This window comes from Streptomyces sp. KR55, assembly GCF_052245645.1.
Lineage (GTDB): Bacteria > Actinomycetota > Actinomycetes > Streptomycetales > Streptomycetaceae > Streptomyces > Streptomyces flavusporus.
In genome coordinates this window covers 1-19,401 of sequence record NZ_JBQQCE010000164.1, presented here as the reverse complement: position 1 = coordinate 19,401, position 19,401 = coordinate 1, and the positions used below count along the sequence as shown (strand labels likewise).

The 19,401-nt window shown below is 71.7% G+C and carries 18 protein-coding genes; 9 read left to right on the top strand and 9 right to left on the bottom strand.

Features of this window, described 5'->3' with window-relative positions; genetic code table 11:
• Positions 1–889 (top strand): hypothetical protein (locus ACTWQJ_RS23840; RefSeq protein ID WP_443308629.1); only part of this gene is annotated, 889 nt, incomplete at its 5' end.
• 90 nt (positions 890–979) lie between these two features.
• Here ACTWQJ_RS23840 and ACTWQJ_RS23835 read toward each other — a convergent pair.
• Positions 980–1,336, bottom strand: a complete 357-nt coding sequence (locus ACTWQJ_RS23835; protein WP_006135694.1) for a HesB/IscA family protein — start codon at positions 1,334–1,336, stop codon at positions 980–982.
• A 334-nt stretch (positions 1,337–1,670) separates the two neighbouring features.
• On the opposite strand from ACTWQJ_RS23835, the gene nadA reads away from it, so the two are divergent.
• The gene (nadA, locus tag ACTWQJ_RS23830) at positions 1,671–2,855 is read left to right on the top strand and encodes a quinolinate synthase NadA (protein ID WP_443308628.1); all 1,185 of its coding nucleotides are present in this window, start codon (positions 1,671–1,673) and stop codon (positions 2,853–2,855) included.
• A gap of 82 nt (positions 2,856–2,937) precedes the next feature.
• Here the strand turns inward: nadA and ACTWQJ_RS23825 are convergent, their stop codons facing one another.
• From ACTWQJ_RS23825 to ACTWQJ_RS23805, 5 genes are all read right to left on the bottom strand, one after another.
• Positions 2,938–6,063: an efflux RND transporter permease subunit gene (locus tag ACTWQJ_RS23825; RefSeq protein ID WP_443308627.1), complete on the bottom strand. Its 3,126-nt coding sequence runs from the start codon at positions 6,061–6,063 to the stop codon at positions 2,938–2,940.
• 157 nt (positions 6,064–6,220) lie between these two features.
• Complete coding sequence (locus tag ACTWQJ_RS23820; RefSeq protein WP_443308626.1) at positions 6,221–6,901, bottom strand: response regulator; 681 nt, start codon at positions 6,899–6,901, stop codon at positions 6,221–6,223.
• Entirely contained in the window at positions 6,898–8,118 is a 1,221-nt protein-coding gene (locus ACTWQJ_RS23815; protein WP_443308625.1) for a sensor histidine kinase, read from the bottom strand. Before ACTWQJ_RS23815 ends, ACTWQJ_RS23820 begins: the two co-directional genes overlap by 4 nt.
• Positions 8,119–8,270: 152 nt before the next feature.
• Positions 8,271–8,549 (bottom strand): PspA-associated protein PspAA, encoded by a 279-nt coding sequence (pspAA, locus tag ACTWQJ_RS23810; protein ID WP_443308624.1) that lies wholly within the window; start codon positions 8,547–8,549, stop codon positions 8,271–8,273.
• Between the two features lie 22 nt (positions 8,550–8,571).
• Complete coding sequence (locus tag ACTWQJ_RS23805) at positions 8,572–9,372, bottom strand: PspA/IM30 family protein (RefSeq protein WP_443308623.1); 801 nt, start codon at positions 9,370–9,372, stop codon at positions 8,572–8,574.
• A 262-nt stretch (positions 9,373–9,634) separates the two neighbouring features.
• Between ACTWQJ_RS23805 and ACTWQJ_RS23800 the strand changes: the two genes are divergently transcribed.
• The 3 genes from ACTWQJ_RS23800 (at position 9,635) to ACTWQJ_RS23790 (ending at position 12,205) form a co-directional block, all read left to right on the top strand.
• A complete protein-coding gene (locus tag ACTWQJ_RS23800) occupies positions 9,635–10,264 on the top strand; it encodes a DUF3043 domain-containing protein (RefSeq protein ID WP_443308622.1) in 630 nt (209 codons plus the stop codon).
• Between the two features lie 83 nt (positions 10,265–10,347).
• The gene (locus ACTWQJ_RS23795) at positions 10,348–11,049 is read left to right on the top strand and encodes a class I SAM-dependent methyltransferase (RefSeq protein WP_443308621.1); all 702 of its coding nucleotides are present in this window, start codon (positions 10,348–10,350) and stop codon (positions 11,047–11,049) included.
• A 70-nt stretch (positions 11,050–11,119) separates the two neighbouring features.
• Positions 11,120–12,205 (top strand): S1C family serine protease, encoded by a 1,086-nt coding sequence (locus ACTWQJ_RS23790; RefSeq protein WP_443308620.1) that lies wholly within the window; start codon positions 11,120–11,122, stop codon positions 12,203–12,205.
• 39 nt (positions 12,206–12,244) lie between these two features.
• Here the strand turns inward: ACTWQJ_RS23790 and ACTWQJ_RS23785 are convergent, their stop codons facing one another.
• Positions 12,245–12,457 carry a hypothetical protein gene (locus tag ACTWQJ_RS23785; protein ID WP_224737563.1) on the bottom strand — a complete coding sequence of 71 codons (213 nt, stop codon included), beginning with the start codon at positions 12,455–12,457 and terminating at the stop codon, positions 12,245–12,247.
• A 260-nt stretch (positions 12,458–12,717) separates the two neighbouring features.
• Between ACTWQJ_RS23785 and ACTWQJ_RS23780 the strand changes: the two genes are divergently transcribed.
• A complete protein-coding gene (locus tag ACTWQJ_RS23780; RefSeq protein WP_443308619.1) occupies positions 12,718–13,926 on the top strand; it encodes a bifunctional adenosylcobinamide kinase/adenosylcobinamide-phosphate guanylyltransferase in 1,209 nt (402 codons plus the stop codon).
• 21 nt (positions 13,927–13,947) lie between these two features.
• Here ACTWQJ_RS23780 and ACTWQJ_RS23775 read toward each other — a convergent pair whose 3' ends face one another.
• Positions 13,948–14,985, bottom strand: coding sequence for a class I SAM-dependent methyltransferase (locus ACTWQJ_RS23775; protein ID WP_443308618.1), 1,038 nt, complete (start codon positions 14,983–14,985; stop codon positions 13,948–13,950).
• A 152-nt stretch (positions 14,986–15,137) separates the two neighbouring features.
• Here ACTWQJ_RS23775 and cobT point away from each other — a divergent pair, with 152 nt between their 5' ends.
• The gene (gene cobT / locus ACTWQJ_RS23770; protein WP_443308617.1) at positions 15,138–16,241 is read left to right on the top strand and encodes a nicotinate-nucleotide--dimethylbenzimidazole phosphoribosyltransferase; all 1,104 of its coding nucleotides are present in this window, start codon (positions 15,138–15,140) and stop codon (positions 16,239–16,241) included.
• A gap of 193 nt (positions 16,242–16,434) precedes the next feature.
• Here the strand turns inward: cobT and ACTWQJ_RS23765 are convergent, their stop codons facing one another.
• On the bottom strand, positions 16,435–17,199 hold the full coding sequence (locus ACTWQJ_RS23765; protein ID WP_443308616.1) for a hypothetical protein: 765 nt from the start codon (positions 17,197–17,199) through the stop codon (positions 16,435–16,437).
• Between the two features lie 61 nt (positions 17,200–17,260).
• Here ACTWQJ_RS23765 and ACTWQJ_RS23760 point away from each other — a divergent pair, with 61 nt between their 5' ends.
• Both ACTWQJ_RS23760 and ACTWQJ_RS23755 read left to right on the top strand, forming a co-directional pair.
• On the top strand, positions 17,261–18,046 hold the full coding sequence (locus ACTWQJ_RS23760; RefSeq protein ID WP_443308615.1) for an adenosylcobinamide-GDP ribazoletransferase: 786 nt from the start codon (positions 17,261–17,263) through the stop codon (positions 18,044–18,046).
• A 236-nt stretch (positions 18,047–18,282) separates the two neighbouring features.
• The coding region (locus tag ACTWQJ_RS23755; RefSeq protein ID WP_443308614.1) for a leucyl aminopeptidase family protein at positions 18,283–19,401 on the top strand (1,119 nt) is incomplete at its 3' end.

Here is a 19,401-nt window from a genome sequence, read left to right as displayed (position 1 = left end):
GGCGGCCGCGCCCGTCCTGAAGGCGGTCGGGCAGGACGACGCCGAGGTGGACGCCGGCCAGGTCATGGGCGCCCAACGGGTGGTGAACGCCGAGCCGGAGATCGACGGGCTCGCCACATACGGCTGGCCGACCGGGATCACCGTCGGCGCAGGAGGCGAAGTGGTCGCCGGCAGCGGTCAGTTGAAGGCGCCGGTGAGGGGCGACACGTATCCCGTGCTCAGCGCGGCCGAGACGCTGAAGCTGATGAACACGGCGCAGGAGCCGGACCACCGGGTCGGCATCGGCGGCTGCGCCAGTCCCGTACCGCTGGAGGACCGGCCGGACGCGCCCTGCGCAGAGTCGACGGACGCTCCGAGCGGCGCCGCCCGGCCGGAGCCGGTCGAAGTCGAGGACGCGGTGTTCGGGCTGGCCTCGCACTTCGTTCAGGCACGGCAGACGCTGGTGCCGTCCTGGCTGTTCGAGGTACAGGCACCCGGTGCCGAGGACGGTTTCACGGTCACGTATCCCGCGATCGACCCGAAGTACCTCACCTCGACGACGCCCAGCGCGCAGCCCAGCCCGCGGCCGAGCGCGCCGGGTGACGAGCCGACGTCGGCGCCGACCACGCGGGACGTGCAGGTGGAGGGCTACACCGCTGAGGGCCGGGAGCTGACCGTGAGCTTCTGGGGCGGGGTGTGCGCCGACTACGAGGCGAAGGCGACCGAGAGCGCCGACCGGGTGACGGTGACCGTGACCGAGACGCCGTGGAAGGACAAGGTCTGCATCCTGATCGCCAAGGTCCATCACCGCACCGTGCAGCTCGACGAGCCGCTCGGCGACCGGAAGGTGGTCGGGTCGGACGGCAAGGGGATCCCGCTGGAGAAGCCGGGGGCCCGGCTGCCCGAGTAGGAGCCGAGTCGTACAGACGTGAAGGCGGCGGCCCCCGTCTCGGGGCCGCCGCCTTCATGCTGTGTTCAGTTGTTCAGCTCGGTGCACGGCTCAGCTGAAGGAGTCGCCGCAGGCGCAGGAACCGGTCGCGTTCGGGTTGTCGATCGTGAAGCCCTGCTTCTCGATCGTGTCCACGAAGTCGATGGTGGCGCCGCCCAGGTACGGAGCGCTCATACGGTCGGTGACGACCTTGACCCCGCCGAAGTCCTTCTCCACGTCACCGTCGAGGGAACGCTCGTCGAAGAAGAGCTGGTACCGCAGGCCGGAGCAGCCGCCGGGCTGGACGGCGACGCGCAGCGCGAGGTCGTCGCGGCCTTCCTGGTCGAGCAGCGCCTTGACCTTGGACGCGGCGGCGTCGGTCAGGATGATGCCGTCGGTGACGGTGGTGGTCTCGTCCGATACGGACATCTACATCTCTCCCGGGTTGTACGGAGACTGCTTGCCGACGAGTGCAACCGGCAAGGCCGCGGATTCATTCCGGGCCGAGCACTTGCCTTTCTTCTTCTTCATGCTCGCACATGCGTGGCAGGCCGCACAGCGCCCTGTGGACAACGCGACAACGCCGCGCGACGCCCAGGTGTCGGGATTCACGTCACATCGACGCTATGGCCATCGTCAAACTGACGTGAAGCGGTTATGATAGATAGCGTCATTTCGACGAAAAGTCGAAAAGGTGTCCCGTATGTCCCGCCGGCCCGGATCCCCCGGGTCGGCGAGCCGCAGAAAAGAAAGGGTGCGTGTCGTGACCACCGCCCAGACCCAGGAGCTCGACGTACAGCCGACGCCCCTCGCCCTGCTGCTGCTCGGCCGTGAGGCCGACCCGAGGAGCGAGCGGGGCGTGGAGTGTCCCGGCGACCTGCCCTCGCCGTCCGACCCGGACCTGGTCGAGCGCGCCCGCGCGGCCAAGGAGAAGCTGGGCGACAAGGTCTTCGTGCTAGGCCATCACTACCAGCGCGACGAGGTCATCCAGTTCGCCGACGTCACGGGCGACTCCTTCAAGCTGGCCCGGGACGCCGCCGCGCGCCCCGAGGCCGAGTACATCGTCTTCTGCGGTGTGCACTTCATGGCGGAGTCCGCGGACATCCTGACGAGCGACGACCAGAAGGTCGTGCTGCCCGACCTGGCCGCCGGCTGCTCGATGGCCGACATGGCGACGGCCGAGCAGGTCGCCGAGTGCTGGGACGTGCTGATCGAGGCCGGGATCGCCGAGCAGGTCGTGCCGGTCTCGTACATGAACTCGTCCGCCGACATCAAGGCGTTCACGGGCAAGCACGGCGGCACGATCTGCACGTCGTCGAACGCCAAGCGCGCCCTGGACTGGGCCTTCGAGCAGGGCGAGAAGGTGCTGTTCCTGCCCGACCAGCACCTCGGCCGCAACACCGCCGTCCGCGACATGGGCATGTCGCTGGAGGACTGTGTCGTCTACAACCCGCACAAGCCGAACGGCGGGCTGACCGCCGACGAGCTGCGCGCCGCGAAGATGATCCTGTGGCGGGGCCACTGCTCGGTGCACGGCCGCTTCAACCTCGACTCGGTCAACGACGTGCGCGAGCGCATCCCGGGCGTCAACGTCCTGGTCCACCCCGAGTGCAGGCACGAGGTGGTGTCGGCCGCGGACTACGTCGGTTCGACGGAGTACATCATCAAGACGCTCGAGGCGGCACCGGCCGGATCCAAGTGGGCCATCGGCACCGAGCTGAACCTGGTCCGCCGTCTGGCGAACCGTTTCGCGCCCGAGGGCAAGGAGGTCGTCTTCCTCGACCGGACGGTGTGCTTCTGCTCGACCATGAACCGCATCGACCTGCCGCACCTCGTCTGGGCGCTGGAGTCCCTCGCCGAGGGCAACCTCGTCAACCGCATCGAGGTGGACAAGGAGACGGAGGCGTTCGCGAAGCTGGCGCTGGAGCGGATGCTGGCACTGCCGTAAACGCCGGCCTGGTTCTGCCGTGAACGCCGGTAAGGGGTGCCCTCCCACGGAGGGCACCCCTTACTCATGCGATCGGTGAGCCTCAGACTCCGGCCGGCTCCGGGGACTTGTCCTCGTCGGCCAGGGGTGCCGCGCCGGACTTCTTGGCCCGCTTCGCCGCCCGCTTCTTCGCCCGGCGCTCCTTGCGGAGCTCCAGCATCGCGTACAGCGTCGGGACCAGGAGCAGGGTCAGCAGCGTGGAGCTGATCAGACCGCCGATCACGACCACCGCCAGCGGCTGGGCGATGAAGCCGCCCTCACCGGTGATGCCCAGGGCCATCGGGAGCAGGGCGAAGATCGTCGCCAGGGCCGTCATGAGGATCGGGCGCAGACGGTGGCGACCGCCCTCGACCACGGCCTCGACGACGCCGTAACCCTGCCTGCGGTACTGGTTGATGAGGTCGATCAGCACGATCGCGTTGGTCACCACGATGCCGATCAGCATCAGCATGCCGATCATCGCGGGGACGCCCATCGGGGTGTCCGTGGCGACCAGCAGGCCGATCGCGCCCGTCGCGGCGAACGGGATCGACACCAGCAGGATCAGCGGCTGGGCGAGCGAACGGAACGTCGCGACCAGCAGCATGAACACGATCGCGATCGCCGCCAGCATGGCCAGGCCCAGGTTGGCGAAGGCCTCGTCCTGGTCCTCGGAGACACCGCCGATCTCGGCGGTGGCGCCCTCCGGGAGGTCCAGCGCGTTGATCTCCGACTGGAGGTCGGCGCTCACCGCACCCGTGTTGTCGCCGGTCGGCCTGGCGGTGATGGTCGCCGCCCGCTGACCGTCGATCCGGGTCATGGAGACCGGTCCGTCGACGAGCCGCACGGTCGCGATGTCACCCAGCTTCACCGGGCCCAGGGAGAGGTTCTTCAGCTGGGCCATGGTCTCGGCCGGCTTCGCCGACTTGATGACGACGTCCCGCTCGGTGTCGTCCAGCGTCGCCTTGGCCGCGGTCGTGCCGCGCACCGCCTGCGCCACCGCGGCGCCCAGCGTCTGGTCGTTGAAGCCGGCGGCGGCCGCCTCGTCGTTCGCCGTCACGGAGATGCGGGGCACGCTCTGCGCCAGGTCGCTGGTGACGTCGGTGACGTCGTCCAGGCCGGCCACCGCCTTGCGGACCTCCTCCGAGGCCGTGCGCAGCACATCCGCGTCGGCCGCCTTCACGACCACGCTCAGGTCCTGGCTGCCGAAGCCGTCACCGGCGGCGATGGTGGTCGTACCGATGCCGGAGAGGTCCGCCAGGCCCTTCTCGATGCGGTCGTGGACGTCCTCGTACGAGGCCGAGTCGTCCAGCATCACCGAGTACGAGGCCTGGTTGGTGTCCGTGCCGCCGCCGAAGGCGGCCATGAAGCCGGACGAACCGACCGTCACCTGGTAGTCCTTGACGCCCTCGGTGTCGGCGAGGACCTGCTCGACCTTCTGCGCCTGGGCGTCGGTCGCCGCCAGGCTGGTGCCCGGCTTCAACTCCTGCTTGACGGTGAGGACTTCCTGCTCGCCCTGGTCGAAGAAGTTGGTCTTCAGCAGCGGCGCCATGCCGAAGGTGCCGATGAGGACCACGACCGCGATCGCCACGCTGGTCAGGCGGCGACGGGTGGCGAAGCGCAGGACGGGGACGTAGAAGCGCTGGAGCCGGCTCTTCGCTTCCTTCTCCTCCGCCTGCCGGCGCGCCTCGTCGGCGTCCTCGGGGGTGCCCTTCGGGGCGCGCAGGAACCAGTACGACAGGACCGGCACGACCGTCAGCGAGACCAGCAGGGACGCCAGCAGGGCGGCCGTGACGGTCAGGCTGAACGAGCCGAACAGGGCGCCCACCATGCCGCCGACCAGGCCGATCGGCAGGAACACCGCGACCGTGGTGAGGGTCGAGGAGGTGACCGCGCCGGCGACCTCGCGGACCGCCTTGAGGATCGCCTCCTGGCGCTCCTCGCCGTAGCCGAGGTGCCGCTTGATGTTCTCCAGGACCACGATCGAGTCGTCGACGACCCGGCCGATCGCGATGGTCAGGGCGCCCAGGGTGAGCATGTTCAGGGACAGGTCCCGCGTCCACAGCACGATCAGGGCCAGGACGACGGAGAGCGGGATGCTCACCGCCGTGACCAGGGTCGAGCGGATCGACGCCAGGAAGACCAGGATGACGAGGACCGCGAAGACCAGGCCCAGCGCGCCCTCCGTCGTCAGGCCCTCGATGGACTTCGACACCGCCGGACCCTGGTCGCTGACGACCGTGACGGTGGCGCCGGAGCCGAGGTCCTCACGCATCTCGGGCAGCTTGTCCTCGACCGCGTTGGAGATGGCGACCGCGCTGCCGTCGTGGTCCATGGTGACGGCGACGGCGAGGCTGGGCTTGCCGTTGGTACGGGTGAGGGAGTCGGCGGTGGCCTGCTCCTCCTTCACCGTGGCGACATCGCCCAGGCGTACGGGCTTGTCGACACCCTCGCCGGTGATCATCAGGTCCTTGATCTGCTTCAGCGAGGTGAAGGCGCCGCCGACCTGCACGGTGCGGTTGCTGCCGTCCTCGTCGAAGGAGCCGGCCGGGACGGTGGCGCCGCCCGCCTGGAGGGCCTGTGCGAGGGTCTGCGTGGTCAGGCCCGCCTTGGCCAGCTCCCGGTCGTCCGGGGTGACGGCGACCTGGAAGTCCCGTACGCCCTCCACGGAGACCTGGCGGACACCGTCGATGCCCTTCAGGTCCGGGACGACGGTCCGGTCGAGCCGGTCGGCGAGGGCCTGCTGGTCCTCGTCGGAGGTGACGGCGAGGATGACGGTCGGTATGTCGTCCGTGGAACCGGCGACGACCTGCGGGTCAACGTCGTCCGGGAGCTGCACGCGGGCCCGGTTGACGGCCTGCTGGACATCGGCGACGAGCTGCTTGGTGTCGTTGCCGTAGTCGAAGGACGCCATGATCACGGCGTTGCCCTCGCTCGCCGTGGAGGTGACGCCGGTGATGCCGTCGACGGCCTCGAGGTTGTCCTCGATGGGCTCGACGACCTGCTTCTCGACCACGTCCGGGGACGCGCCCTGGTACGGCGCGAGGACCGACACCATGGGCAGTTCGATGGTGGGCAGCAGCTGCTGCTTGAGCTGCGGGATCGCGATCGCACCGAAGGCGAGCGCGATGATGGACATCAGCCCTATCAGGGCCCGTTGCGCGAGGCTGAATCTTGACAGCCAGGACATGGGTCAGCGTCTCTCTTCCGTGGCCTGAGCGGAGGTGCGGGCGCACAGGTGAGCGCCCACCCCACCACCCTGAGCCATGGAAAACCGCCGATCCGTCGCCCCCAGGTCCATTTCCTTATACGGCGCATACTGCGGGTGGAGTAGGGACGCGATGCGGTCAGTCCACCCTTGGACGTACCAGCCCCGACTCGTACGCGATCACCACGAGCTGCGCCCGGTCACGCGCGCCGAGCTTGGCCATGGCCCGGTTGACGTGCGTCTTCACCGTGAGCGGGCTGACCTCCAGCCGCTCGGCGATCTCGTCGTTGGAGTGCCCGCCCGCGACCTGGACGAGCACCTCGCGCTCGCGCCCGGTGAGCGCGTCCAGCCGCTCGGAGCGGGCGGGATCGCGGTCCGGGGAGTCGCCGCCCTGGGCGAGGAAGCGGGCGATCAGACCCTTGGTGGCGACCGGGGAGAGCAGCGCCTCGCCATCGGCCGCGACCCGGATCGCGGTGAGCAGTTCGTCCGGCTCGGAGCCCTTGCCGAGGAAGCCGGAAGCGCCCGCGCGCAGCGACTGCACCACATAGTCGTCGACCTCGAACGTCGTCAGGATGACGATCCGGACATGGGCGAGAGCGGGGTCCGCGCTGATCATGCGGGTGGCGGCGAGACCGTCCGTGCCGGGCATCCGGATGTCCATCAGGACGACGTCCGCCCGCTGCTCCTTCGCCAGCCGTACCGCCTCCGCGCCGTCGGACGCCTCGCCGACCACCTCCATGTCGGGCTCGGAGTCGACGAGCACGCGAAAGGCGCTGCGGAGCAGCGCCTGGTCGTCGGCGAGCAGGACACGGATCGTCATACGGGGTCCTTCGCTGGGCTGCTGCGGGTCTTGACCGGCAGGATCGCATGGACGCGGAAACCGCCGCCGTAGCGGGGACCGGTGGTGAGGGTGCCGCGCAGGGCGGTGACCCGCTCGCGCATGCCGAGCAGTCCGTGACCGCCGCCCGTCCCCGGGCCGTCGTCCTCGCCGGTGCCGTTGTCGAGGACGGTGATCTCGATGTTCGGTCCCACGCGGACGACGCTGACCTCGGCCTTGGCGGCGGCGCCGGCGTGCTTCTGCACATTGGTGAGGGCCTCCTGGATGACGCGGTAGGCGGCCAGGTCGACGGCGGCGGGCAGGGTCGTGCCGTGGTCGGCGCGGGCGACCTCGATGTGCAGGCCGGCACTGCGGAAGGTGCCGACGAGTTCCTCGAGGCGGTCCAGGCCCGGGGCCGGTTCCGTGGGGGCCTCGGGGTCGTCGGACTGGCGGAGCAGGCCGACGGTGGCGCGCAATTCGTTGAGCGCGGAGCGGCTGGCTTCGCGTACGTGCGCGAGGGCCTCCTTGGCCTGGTCGGGGCGCTTGTCCATGACGTGGGCGGCGACTCCGGCCTGGACGTTGACCAGGGCGATGTGATGGGCGACGACATCGTGCAGGTCACGGGCGATACGCAGCCGCTCCTCGGCGACGCGGCGACGGGCCTCCTCCTCGCGGGTGCGTTCCGCCTTCTCGGCGCGCTCACGGATGGCGTGTACGAAGTCGCGGCGGCTGCGGACGGCGTCGCCGCCCGCGGCGGCCATGCCGGTCCAGGCGAAGATGGCGAGGTTCTCCTGCGCGTACCAGGGCAGGGGGCCGGCGAGCATGGCGGCACCGGTCAGCACGGTCATGGTGAGCAGCCCGACGCGCCAGGTGGTGGGGCGGTCGGTGGTGGAGGCGACGGTGTAGAGGGCGACCACCGCGGACATCGCGACGGGAGCTCTGGGGTCGCCGGTGATGCACTCGACGACGGAGAGGGTGCCGGTGAGGAGGAGGATCCGCATCGGTGCGCGGCGGCGGAACACCAGGGCGGCGGCGCCGAGGGCCATGAGGACGAGGCTGAGGGGGTCCGGGGTGCGTACGCCCCAGCTGACGGCGTACTTGCCGTGCGGGTCCACGAACGAGCCGGCCACCATGCAGATCAGTACGCCGGCCGCCAGCGTCGCGTCCAGCGCCATGGGGTGCGCCTTCAGTTGGCGGCGGGCGCGGTCGAGGGTGGTCACGGGTGTTTACGGTAGCTGGGCTCCAGGTCGGTGCGAATGGTGCCCGGCGTTGGCGTTCGGCAGGGGGCGGGAGCGCAGCCCGGCGCTGCGGGGGTGCCGCCCGCGCCCACCCGTGCCGCCCTAGGCGGCACGAATGCCCGCGGTCAGGTTCATCAGCCCGGGATCAGGCCGTCGTCGCTGAGGAGTTCGCGGACCTCCTCCAAGGTCGCCTCGGGGGACGGGAGGATCAGTTCCGATGGTTCCAGGGAGTCGTCGGGGAGCGGGTCGCCCAGGTTGCGGACCGTGGTCAGGAGGGCCTGGAGGGTGCGGCGGAAGCCGGGGCCGTCGCCGTTCTCCATTTCGGCCAGGAGCTCGTCGTCCAGCTTGTTCAGCTCGGCGAGGTGGCTGTCGGCCAGCCTCACCTGCCCCTCCCCCATGATCCGTACGATCATGTCGCCCTCCTCGGCGTGGGCCCTACTGCTTGTCGAAACGCGGGGTGTCCTGCGGCTGCTGCTGGGACTGCTCCTGCGACTGGCCCGAGCCGCCTTCGATGGCCTGCTGGCCGGACGTGCCGCCCGCCAGCTCCGCCTTCATGCGCTGCAGTTCCAGCTCTACATCCGTACCACCGGAGAGCCGGTCCAGCTCGGCCTGGATGTCGTCCTTGGCCATGCCGGTGGGGTCGTCGAGGGCACCGGAGGCGAGGAGTTCATCGATCGCGCCGGCGCGCGCCTGGAGCTGCGCCGTCTTGTCCTCCGCGCGCTGGATGGCCAGACCGACGTCACCCATCTCCTCGGAGATGCCGGTGAACGCCTCACCGATGCGGGTCTGGGCCTGCGCGGCCGTGTACGTCGCCTTGATCGTCTCCTTCTTCGTACGGAAGGCGTCGACCTTGGCCTGGAGGCGCTGCGCCGCCAGGGTCAGCTTCTCCTCCTCGCCCTGGAGCGTCGCGTGCTGCGTCTCGAGGTCCGTAACCTGCTGCTGGAGCGCGGCGCGGCGGGACAGCGCCTCGCGGGCCAGGTCCTCGCGGCCCAGCGCCAGCGCCTTGCGGCCCTGGTCCTCCAGCTTGGTGGACTGTGACTGGAGCTGGTTGAGCTGCAACTCCAGGCGCTTGCGCGAGGTCGCGACGTCCGCGACTCCGCGGCGCACCTTCTGGAGCAGCTCCAGCTGCTTCTGGTACGAGTAATCGAGGGTCTCGCGCGGGTCCTCGGCCCGGTCAAGGGCCTTGTTCGCCTTCGCGCGGAAGATCATCCCCATACGCTTCATGACACCGCTCATGGGCTTCGCGCGCCCCCTTCTGACGGACTCCAGCTCACAGGTCTGCGACAGAACCCACAGTACGGGCCCTGCATCCATTGACGCACTGTTCGGGGACGGATGCGCTCATCCCCAAGGACGACTGAGTACGCTCCTGCTCCGGCGTAGGGAGTAGGTGGTCCCCGGGTATGCCCCGAGGGGACCCGAGGGCGTACACATCGTCCCCTCTGTCCCCTTACAGACGACTGGTGTTGCGGGATCGTTCCCCGCGGGACTGGGGTCCATGCCCTGGCACCCCGTACCCTTGGGTTTTGTGTTCCGTAGCCGTGCCAAGGAAGAGAAGGCCGCAGGCGCCGACAAGGCGCCGCTGACCGACTCCAAGCAGACCCGTGACCCGCAGGCCCCGAAGGGCCGGCCGACGCCCAAGCGCAGTGAGGCCCAGTCCCAGCGCCGCAGCGTCGCCAATACGTCGATGACGCGCAAGGAGGCCGCCAAGCGGCAGCGCGAGGAGCGCCGTGCCGCGCTGGACCGGCAGCGCCAGGCGCTGGCCACCGGCGACGAGCGGTATCTGCCGGCGCGGGACAAGGGGCCGGTCCGCAAGCTGGCGCGCGACTTCATCGACTCGCGGTTCAACATCGCTGAGTTCTTCCTGCCGATGGCCGTGGTCATCCTCGTGCTGAGCATGGTGCGGGTGCCCGCGCTGCAGACCATCGCGCTGCTGCTGTGGCTCGTCGTGATCGTGCTGATCGTGCTCGACTCGTTCGTCACCGGCTACCGCCTGAAGAAGCGGCTCGCCGAGCGCTTCCCCGACGACAACAAACGCGGTGCGGTCGCCTACGCGCTGATGCGCTCCCTCCAGATGCGCCGACTCCGGCTGCCGAAGCCGCAGGTCAAGCGCGGAGAGCGGCCCTGAGCGCGGCTTCGCTCTCCGGGGGTGCGGCGGGTGCCTGGCTCAGCGGTCTCGGCGGGCTGCGGGATGTCGTATCACTGGAACTGGTGGCCCGGCAGCTCGACGAGCAGATAGCCGGGCGGTTCCCGGTCGGGCAGCGGCTGCGGGTGCTCGACGTGGGGATGGGCCGGGGGACGCAGGCGCTGCGGCTGGCCCGGGCCGGGCACCAGGTGACGGGGATAGAGAAGGACTCCGCGATGCTGTCCGCGGCGCGGGCGGCACTCGCCGCGGAACCGGAGGGGATCCGGGAGCGGGTGCGGCTCGTCGAGGGGGACGGGCGGGACACGGGGGTGCACTTCCTGCCGGGCAGCTTCGACGTGGTGCTCTGTCATGGCGTGCTCATGTACGTCGACGATCCCGATCCGCTGCTGGCAGGGCTGGCGCGGATGCTCGCTCCGGGCGGGCTGCTGTCGCTGCTGGTGCGCAACGGTGACGCGTTGGCCATGCGGCCGGGGCTGTCCGGGGACTGGAGTGCCGCACTGGCGGCCTTCGACACGACCGCGTACCGGAATCGGCTGGGGCTCGATGTACGGGCGGACCGGCTGGGCACGCTGACCGCCACCCTCGCCGGGATCGGTGCGCCGCTGCACGCGTGGTACGGGGTGCGGGTCTTCACGGACACCGCGACGGACGGGGCGGAGCTGCCGGCCGACGTGTCGGAGCTGCTGGCGGCCGAGGAGCGGGCCGGGCGGACGGATCCGTATCGGGGGGTCGCTGCGTTGCTGCATCTCTGCGGAGTGCGCGGATAGCAGGCTGAGGACTGCCCGTTCGGGCGAGTAGCGCAGGGCGGACGTGTCGTGCCGAGGGGAGACTCGGGGCATGGACGCTCCCTCGTTCTTGATCGTGACCCGTGCCCTGCGCCGCCTTGTCGTCGTCGGTGCCCTCTCGGCCGCCCTTGCGCTCGTCGCCGGGTGCACCGGCTCCGATTCGTCGGGCGAGCCGGAGTCGACGACCAGGCAGGCCGCGCTGCCGGTGGCCGCCAAGGACCTGCAGGACGACTACCAGAAGGTGATCGAGAACGTCCTGCCGTCGGTCGTGCAGATCCAGGGGCGCGACTCTCTGGGATCGGGCGTGGTGTACGACGACCGGGGGCACGTCGTCACCAACGCGCATGTCGTCGGCAAGGAGAGGACCTTCGCCGTGACGACGGCGAACAGCGAGGACGTGCTCACCGCCGAGCTCGTCTACTCGTACCCGGAGCAGGACCTCGCCGTCATCAAGCTGGACAAGGCCCCCCGGGGGCTGAAGGCGGCGGCCTTCGCGGACTCGGCCAAGACCGAGGTGGGGCAGATCGTGCTGGCGATGGGTTCGCCGCTCGGACTGTCGTCGAGCGTGACGCAGGGGATCGTGTCGGCGACCGGACGGACCGTCACCGGGGACAGCCGGAGCGGCGGCGGTACGGGCGCGACGATCCCCAACATGGTGCAGACGTCGGCCGCGATCAACCCTGGCAACAGCGGCGGCGCGCTGGTGAACCTCGACGGACGGGTCATCGGCATCCCGACGCTCGCCGCCATCGACCCCAACTTCGGGGACAGTGCGGCGCCCGGCATCGGGTTCGCGATCCCGGCGTCGATGGTGAAAACGGTCGCCGATCAGATCGTCGAGGAAGGCCGGGTCACCGACTCGGGCCGGGCGGCGCTCGGCATCACCGGCCGTACGGTCGTGGACGACCAGTTCCGGCCCGCCGGGGTCGCCGTCGTCGAGGTGGTCGAGGGCGGGGCGGCCCAACGGGCGGGGATCGAACCCGGGGACATCATCACGCGGCTGGGCGACGACGACATCACCACCATCACCTCGCTCGCCGAGGCGCTGGCGACCGCGCAGCCGGGCGACCGGACCACGGTGACGTTCACCCAGAACGGCGACGAGCGGACCGTCGACGTGCAGCTGGGCGAGCAGTGAGAACGGGGCGGCCCGGCCGCCGGCCGCCCCCTGCCCCGGCTACGCCTCGTCCGCGTGCAGGCTCATCGGTCCGTAGATCTCCGTGGCGTCCTCGAACAGCCGCACCTGGTCCGCGCCCCCGGCGAGCAGTTCCTTCCAGTGCTCCCCGATCCAGGACTCGGCGTCGCCCTGCGTGGTGAACTCCTCGGGCTGCACCGCGGGCTGGACCTCCGTCCCGTCGGCCTTCTCGAACCGCCACGTCCATGCCGCCATGTACGCCTCCCAGGTGTCAGCACGCCGGATCTTGGTCCGGCTCCCGCCCTGAGCCTATGCGCTCCGCTGGGTGCTGTTGTGGTCCTGCGGGTGATCTGGGGCCGTGCGGGCTGTGGGGGCTGGTCCTGGCCTTTTCGCTCGCCTGCGCCTGCAGGGTGCCGCTGCGCCCACCCGTGCCGCCCCAGCGGCACGACTGCCCGCAGCTACGTGGGGGTGTCCCGGGCGCGCAGTACCGGCGGCTACCGGTGAAAATCGGGTTCGTGGAACTCACTCTGCTCGGCACCGGTGCCCCGGCGGGACTGCCCCGCCCCGACTGTCCCTGCGCGGCCTGCGCGACCGCGCTCGGCGTGGATGCGCGGGCGGCCACCGCCGTTGTGGTGGACGGGGCGCTGCTGCTCGATCTGACGCCGGGTGCGGCGTTCGCGGCGGCGCGGGCGGGGCGTTCACTGTCGGGCGTACGGCAGGTGCTGCTGTCGCATCCGCACGACGGTCCGCCGGTGGAGGTGCCGGCCGGGCTGCCGCAGCCTGGGCGGGTGCCGGACGGGCGGGAGTTGGCGCTGCTGACGGGGCATCGGGTGCGGGAGGTGGCGATGGACTCGCCGGGCACGGGATACGCGGTCACCGGGCCGGACGGCCAGCGGGTGCTGTATCTGCCGCCGGGCGGCGCGCCGGCCGGGCTGGAGGAGGGATCCGCCCAGGCCGAGCCGTACGACATGCTGCTCGCGGACGTGGTGGGGCGGCCGGACGGCCTGGCCCGGTTGCGGGCGGTGGGCGCGGTGGGGCCTACGACCGATGTCGTCGCCGTCCATCTGGACCACGACGTGCCGCCGGGGGCCGAGTTGCGGCGGCGGCTGGCGGCGGCCGGGGCGCGCGCGGTGCCGGACGGGACGACGCTGGCGGTGGGGGCGTACGAGGACGTGCCGGACGTGCCGCGGCGGACGCTGGTGCTGGGCGGGGCGCGGTCGGGGAAGTCGGTGGAGGCGGAGCGGCGGCTGGAGGCGTTCCCCGATGTGCTGTACGTCGCGACGGGCGGCACCCGGAACGGGGACGGCGAGTGGGCGGAGCGGGTCGCCGCGCACCGGGAACGGCGGCCCGGCTCGTGGCGGACGGCGGAGACGTGCGATCTGGTGCCGTTGCTGAAGGAGAACGGGCCGCCGCTGCTGATCGACTGTCTGTCGCTGTGGCTGACCGACGCGATGGACTCCGTCGGGGCGTGGGACGACGCCGAGTGGGCCGACGGGGGTGAACGTGCGTTGCGGGAGCGGGTGCGCGAGCTGACGGAGGCGGTGCGGCAGACCCGGCGGGTCATGGTCGCCGTGTCCAACGAGGTCGGGTCGGGGATCGTGCCGGCCACGGCGTCGGGGCGGCGGTACCGGGACGAACTCGGGCGGCTCAACGCGGCGTTCGCGGGTGAGTGCGAGCAGGTGCTGCTGGTGGTGGCGGGGCAGGCGGTGCTGCTGCGGGGGTGACCGTCCGCCGCCGCTGCAGGGTCAGGTGCGGCGGGCGATGATCCGGTAGGCGTTGGCGAAGCGGGTGCGGCGGAGCAGGGGCGCCAGGGTGTGGTCCGCGGTGCCGGCTGCCGCCGTCAGGAGCAGGGCGGCGCACCGGAAGGTCGTACGGACTGTCTGCTGGAGCGGGGTCGGTGCGGCCGCCCGCCACGGCGTGTCCGGGGCCGGCAGGACGTGGGACACAGCCAAGGACAGGGCTGTTGACAGGTCGTGGGGCCGGTGGGCCGGGCGGTGGTCGGCGGTGACGATCGTGCAGCCATGGGACTCCAGTTCCCTGCGGAGGTTGTCCAGCGGGATCAGGTGCAGATGGCGGGGCAGGGTGTGCGGGAGCCACCACTTGCCGAGCAGCCTGGCGAACGCGCACTGCGGGTCGGGGGCTTCGAGGAGGAGGTGGCCGCCGGGGCGCAGGGCGGTGACGGCGGCCCGGATTTCCGCGCGGGGGGCGGGGGTGCGGTCCAGTTGGTGGAGCAGGCTGACGACGTCGTAGCGGGCGCGCAGGCGTGCGGTGAGGTCGGGGGCGGCGAGGTGGCCGACGTACGCCTCCTCGATGAGGCCGGCCGCGCGGGCCCGCAGCACGCGGTGGGTGGGGTCGACGCCGTCGAACGCCGTGTACGGGAAGAGTTCCCGCGCCGCCTGCGGAAAGTGCGCGTCGCCCGTGCCGACGTCCAGCCAGCTCTCCGGCTCCGGGAAGGGCAGCAGCGCGCGGGCGGCCGCCCGGAGCCGGCGCCGGCTCGGCCGGGGGTCGTGCGGGTACCGGTGGTGGAAGGCGAGGCCCTCGGGTGAGAGGGGCGGGTTCAGGAAGGTGTGGCCGCAGTCCCGGCACTCGTCGAGCGTGAAGGTGCCCGGCTTGTGCTGGAGCAGGTCGGGGGCGGTGAAGCGGGTGAGCAGGCGGGCCGAGCCGCACCAGGGGCAGTCGGCGCGGCGCGGGGCGTGGAAGCGGCCGGTGCCCAGGGCGAGTTCGGCGAAACAGGCGGCACGGCGTCGGTCGGCCGCCGCTGTGGCGGGGGGCGTGGGTGGCATCGGCGGCTCCCGGGAGACGACGGACGGAGTGCTACGACAATCCGCTGCAAACCGGAACGTATGGGATCGCGATCTTGGGTGCAATGACGTCGTGGGGTGGTGGTGGCCATGTGGCGCCGTTCTGTTCGATCGAGGCCGGTACTGTTCGGCGAATGAGCTCGCTTAATCTCGACGACTTCACCGATCTGATCGAGCGCCCCGACGGCGGGGTGCGCCGCGACGCCGAGGCGCGCCGGGAGCGTCAGATCGTGCCGCCCGGTTCGCTCGGGCGCCTCGACGACCTGGGTGAGTGGCTGGCCGCGGCGCAGGGCGCCGTACCGGTGCGGCCGGTGGATCAGCCGCGCGTGGTGCTGTTCGCCGGTGACCACGGCGTCGCGGAGTTGGGAGTGTCGGCACGGCCCGCGGGCAGCGCCGCGGAGTTGGTGCGGGAGGTGCTGGAGGGCGGCCGTCCGGTGTCCGTGCTCGCCCGGCGGCTCGGCGTGCCGGTGCGGGTCGTCGACATGGCGCTGGACTGCGATCCGGGGACGCTGCCCGAGGACGTCGTACGGCATCGGGTGCGGCGCGGCAGCGGCCGGATCGACATCGAGGACGCGCTGACGGCCGAGGAGGCGGAGGCCGCCTTCCGGGCCGGGGTCGCGGTGGCCGACGAGGAGGCCGACTCCGGTACGGATCTGGTCGTGCTGGGCGATGTGAGCGTGGGCGGCACGACGGCGGCCGGGGTGCTGGTCGCCGCGCTGTGCGGAACCGACGCCTCCGTGGTGACCGGGCGGGGCGGCCTGGCGATCGACGACCTGGTGTGGATGCGCAAGTGCGCCGCGATCCGGGACGCGCTGCGGCGGGCGCGGCCGGTGCTGGGAGACCAGTTGCAGCTCCTGGCGACGGTGGGCGGTGCCGACCTCGCCGCGATGACCGGGTTCCTGCTGCAGAGCGCCGTGCGGAAGATGCCGGTGATCCTGGACGGGGTGGTCGTCGCCGCGTGTGCGCTGGTGGCCCAGCGGATCGCGTTCCGGGCGCCGGACTGGTGGCTGGCCGGGCACAACAGCGGGGAGCCGGGACAGGCCAAGGCGCTGGACCGGATGGCCCTGGAGCCGCTCCTCGACCACGGGGTGAAGGTCGGCGAGGGCGCGGGCGCCCTGCTGGCACTGCCCCTGGTACAGGCCGCGGCAGCGCTGGCGGCGGAACTGCCCGAGCAGGAGGAGCCCGAGAAGGCGGACTCGGTGACGGAGAAGCAGGCGGAGGCCGGCGAGACGGAGTAGTCGGCGCACTCGGCGCAGTCGGCGCACTCGGCTGCGCGTGAGTCGGCTGGTGCGCTGGGCCCGCGCCGAGTGGGGGCCGCTGTACGGCACCGTGCGTGTGGCGGCCTGGCGCTGCGCAGGCGGCGGGTGTGGGCCGGGCCGTGCTGATGGCGGTCGGGGCCGGGCTGGTGCTGTGCGCGGTCTCCTCGCCGGCTCAGCGGCGTTCGAGGGCGTGAGTCCGGTCCGGGTCGGGCGTGCCGCCGATCCAGTCCTGGAGTCTGCGGCTGGGGCCCGCCCAGCGGCGGTCGTGGTGGTAGGCGCGCAGCTGGGCCCGGGCGCGGGCGCGGGGGCGGCGACGGTAGAGGCGTTTCGCCCAGGGGGAGCCGGGGCGGGCCAGACGGATCGCGCCGAAGAGGGCGACGAAGGGAATGACCACCCCGAAGATCGCGATACGCACCTTGCCCTTGGCGAGGGCGATGAGGGCGAGCAGGAAGTTCCCGGCGATCGTGCTGATCGCCGACCCGCGGTCCTGGAGGTCGTCCTCGCTGAGGTCGTTCACCCCGAACGGCGCGAAGCCGAGGAGGAGCAGGCCGACCAGGGCGGTGGTGAGCACGACCGCCTCGACGCTCTTGCGGCCGGCCTCGGTCCAGTAGACGTCGGCCAGATGCAGGATCAGCGCGAACTCGTCCAGGACCAGGCCCGCGCCGATCCCGAAGACGACGGCGGCGAGGGCCGAGCCGAAGCCGTGCTGCCCGCCGGCGACGGCACAGAAGCCGCCGATGACCGTGAGGACCACGCCGGGGACGACGTGATGGATGTGCACGCCGCCCGCGCTGACGTTGCCGAAGGGGCCCTTGCCCGCCCGGATGAGGCGGGTGACGACCCGGGTGATCACGAAGGTGATGACGAAGGCGGTCAGGGCGAGAAGCAGGGGGAGTTTGCCGGGTTCGACGATGTTGCGCTCCAGCCACACTCCCATGCGTCCAGTTTGACCGGGTCCTCCCCGAGGTGCTCTACAAGTCCTCGCGTACGCTGCCGGGATGCCCGAGTTCCCGCCCCTGCACGGCCTTCGCTTCGCCTTCGGCACGCTCACCGTCCTTCCCGTCACGGTGATCCGCTGGGACCGGGGAGCGGCCCGGGGCGGAATGCTGTGCGCGCCGGTCGTCGGGCTCGTCGTCGGGGGCTGCGCCGCGGGGGTCGGTCTGCTGCTGCTCCTGCTCGGCGCCGGTCCGCTGCTCGCCGCCGTCGGCGGTGTCGCCGTGCCGGCGGCGCTCACCCGGGGGCTGCATCTCGACGGGCTGGCCGACACCGCGGACGGGCTGGGCAGCGGCAGGCCCGCCGAGGACGCGCTGCGGATCATGAAGCAGTCGGACATCGGGCCGTTCGGGGTGATCACGCTTGTCTTCGTGCTGCTCGCCCAGGTGGCGGCGCTGGCGCAGCTCTACGACGCCTCCTGGGCGCGCGGTGCGCTCGCCGCCGTCGTCTCGGCGGCCGCCGCCCGGCTGGCGCTGACCCTGGCCGCCCGTGGCGGGGTGCCGCCGGCCCGGCCGGAGGGGCTGGGGGCGGCCGTCGCCGGAGTCGTCCCGGCGCGTGGGGCGCTGGGCGCGGCCCTCGCGGTCACGGGGGCCGCCGCTGTCCTGGGGGCGCTCTTCGGGCCGTACGACATCGCCCGTACCGCCCTCGCGGTCGTCGCCTCCGTCACGGTCGCCGAACTCCTGCTGCGCCACTGCATCCGCCGCTTCGGCGGAGTCACCGGCGACGTCTTCGGCGGCCTCGCCGAGACGGCGGCGACGACCTCGCTGGTGGTTCTCGCACTCGGCCGGTAACCCCACGGGTGTGACCCGGCTCATGAAGTGCGAGGATCGGGACATGGCGACGACGCCACCCAGAGGTGAACGCCCGCAGGCATGAGGGAAAGCCTGCCGGGCGTAGTCTCGTGTCCGGTGTCCACCTGCCCGGACGAATACCGCGCGTGAGGTGCACCTGGGGTCGGCTGTCGGGCCCGGTCGACCCACCCCGTTCGACCCCTGCAACTTCACATCGGAAGCGAGATTTCACCACCGTGACTGCTCTGACTCTCAGCACCGCCGCGGCGCCCGGCCTGCGGGCCGACGCGATCGTGATCGGTGTCTCCAAGGGCGACAAGGGCCCGGTCGTCGCACCGGGCGCGGAGGCCGTGGACCAGGCGTACGACGGCGGGCTGGCCGGCATCCTCGAGACCCTCGGTGCCTCCGGGGCCGAGGGCGAGATCACGAAGCTGCCCGCGCCGGCCGGCTTCAGGACGCCGCTCGTGGTGGCGGTGGGCCTGGGCGCACTGCCCGAAAAGGACGTCAACGGGGGCGCGTACGACGCGGAGGCGCTGCGCAAGGCCTCCGGCATCGCCGCCCGCGCGCTGGCCGGCTCCAAGAAGGCGGCGTTCGCCCTGCCGGTCGCGGACGCGGCCGCCGTCGGCGCGATCGGCGAGGGCGCGCTGCTCGGCGCGTACTCCTTCGACGTGTACAAGGACAACGCGCAGAACGGCAACGCCGCCAAGGGCAAGAAGAACGGCAAGGCCCCGCTCGCCGAGGCCGTCGTGCTCGGCGCCAAGCCCCGCGACAAGGCGCACAAGGCGGCCGTCGAGCGCGCCACCGCCGTGTCCGAGGAGCTGAACCGCGCCCGCGACCTGGTCAACTCCCCGCCGAACGACCTCAACCCGGAGGCCTTCGCCGCGGTCGCCCAGGCCGCGGCCAAGGAGAACGGCATCAAGGTGCAGGTGCTCGACGAGAAGGCGCTGGCCAAGGGCGGCTACGGCGGCATCCTCGGCGTCGGCTCCGGCTCGGCGTCGGCGCCGCGCCTGGTGAAGCTGTCGTACACCCACTCCAAGGCGAAGAAGCACCTCGCCTTCGTCGGCAAGGGCATCACCTACGACTCGGGCGGCATCTCGCTGAAGCCCGCCGGTCACAACGAGACGATGAAGTGCGACATGAGCGGCGCGGCCGCCGTGTTCGCGGCCGTCGTCGCCGCCGCGCGACTCGGGCTGGAGGTCAACGTCACCGGGTGGCTGGCGCTGGCCGAGAACATGCCGTCCGGTTCGGCGACCCGTCCCGGTGACGTGCTGCGGATGTACAGCGGCAAGACCGTGGAGGTGCTGAACACCGACGCGGAGGGGCGGCTGGTCCTCGCCGACGCGCTGTGGGCGGCG

Bases quoted from the DNA above. Each gene is read 5' to 3' on its own strand.
- ACTWQJ_RS23835 (WP_006135694.1), bottom strand. From the start codon at position 1,336: ATGTCCGTATCGGACGAGACCACCACCGTCACCGACGGCATCATCCTG.
- ACTWQJ_RS23825 (WP_443308627.1), bottom strand. From the start codon at position 6,063: ATGTCCTGGCTGTCAAGATTCAGCCTCGCGCAACGGGCCCTGATAGGG.
- ACTWQJ_RS23820 (WP_443308626.1), bottom strand. From the start codon at position 6,901: ATGACGATCCGTGTCCTGCTCGCCGACGACCAGGCGCTGCTCCGCAGC.
- pspAA (WP_443308624.1), bottom strand. From the start codon at position 8,549: ATGATCGTACGGATCATGGGGGAGGGGCAGGTGAGGCTGGCCGACAGC.
- ACTWQJ_RS23805 (WP_443308623.1), bottom strand. From the start codon at position 9,372: ATGAGCGGTGTCATGAAGCGTATGGGGATGATCTTCCGCGCGAAGGCG.
- ACTWQJ_RS23800 (WP_443308622.1), top strand. From the start codon at position 9,635: ATGCCCTGGCACCCCGTACCCTTGGGTTTTGTGTTCCGTAGCCGTGCC.
- ACTWQJ_RS23790 (WP_443308620.1), top strand. From the start codon at position 11,120: ATGGACGCTCCCTCGTTCTTGATCGTGACCCGTGCCCTGCGCCGCCTT.
- ACTWQJ_RS23785 (WP_224737563.1), bottom strand. From the start codon at position 12,457: ATGGCGGCATGGACGTGGCGGTTCGAGAAGGCCGACGGGACGGAGGTC.
- ACTWQJ_RS23775 (WP_443308618.1), bottom strand. From the start codon at position 14,985: ATGCCACCCACGCCCCCCGCCACAGCGGCGGCCGACCGACGCCGTGCC.
- cobT (WP_443308617.1), top strand. From the start codon at position 15,138: ATGAGCTCGCTTAATCTCGACGACTTCACCGATCTGATCGAGCGCCCC.
- ACTWQJ_RS23765 (WP_443308616.1), bottom strand. From the start codon at position 17,199: ATGGGAGTGTGGCTGGAGCGCAACATCGTCGAACCCGGCAAACTCCCC.
- ACTWQJ_RS23760 (WP_443308615.1), top strand. From the start codon at position 17,261: ATGCCCGAGTTCCCGCCCCTGCACGGCCTTCGCTTCGCCTTCGGCACG.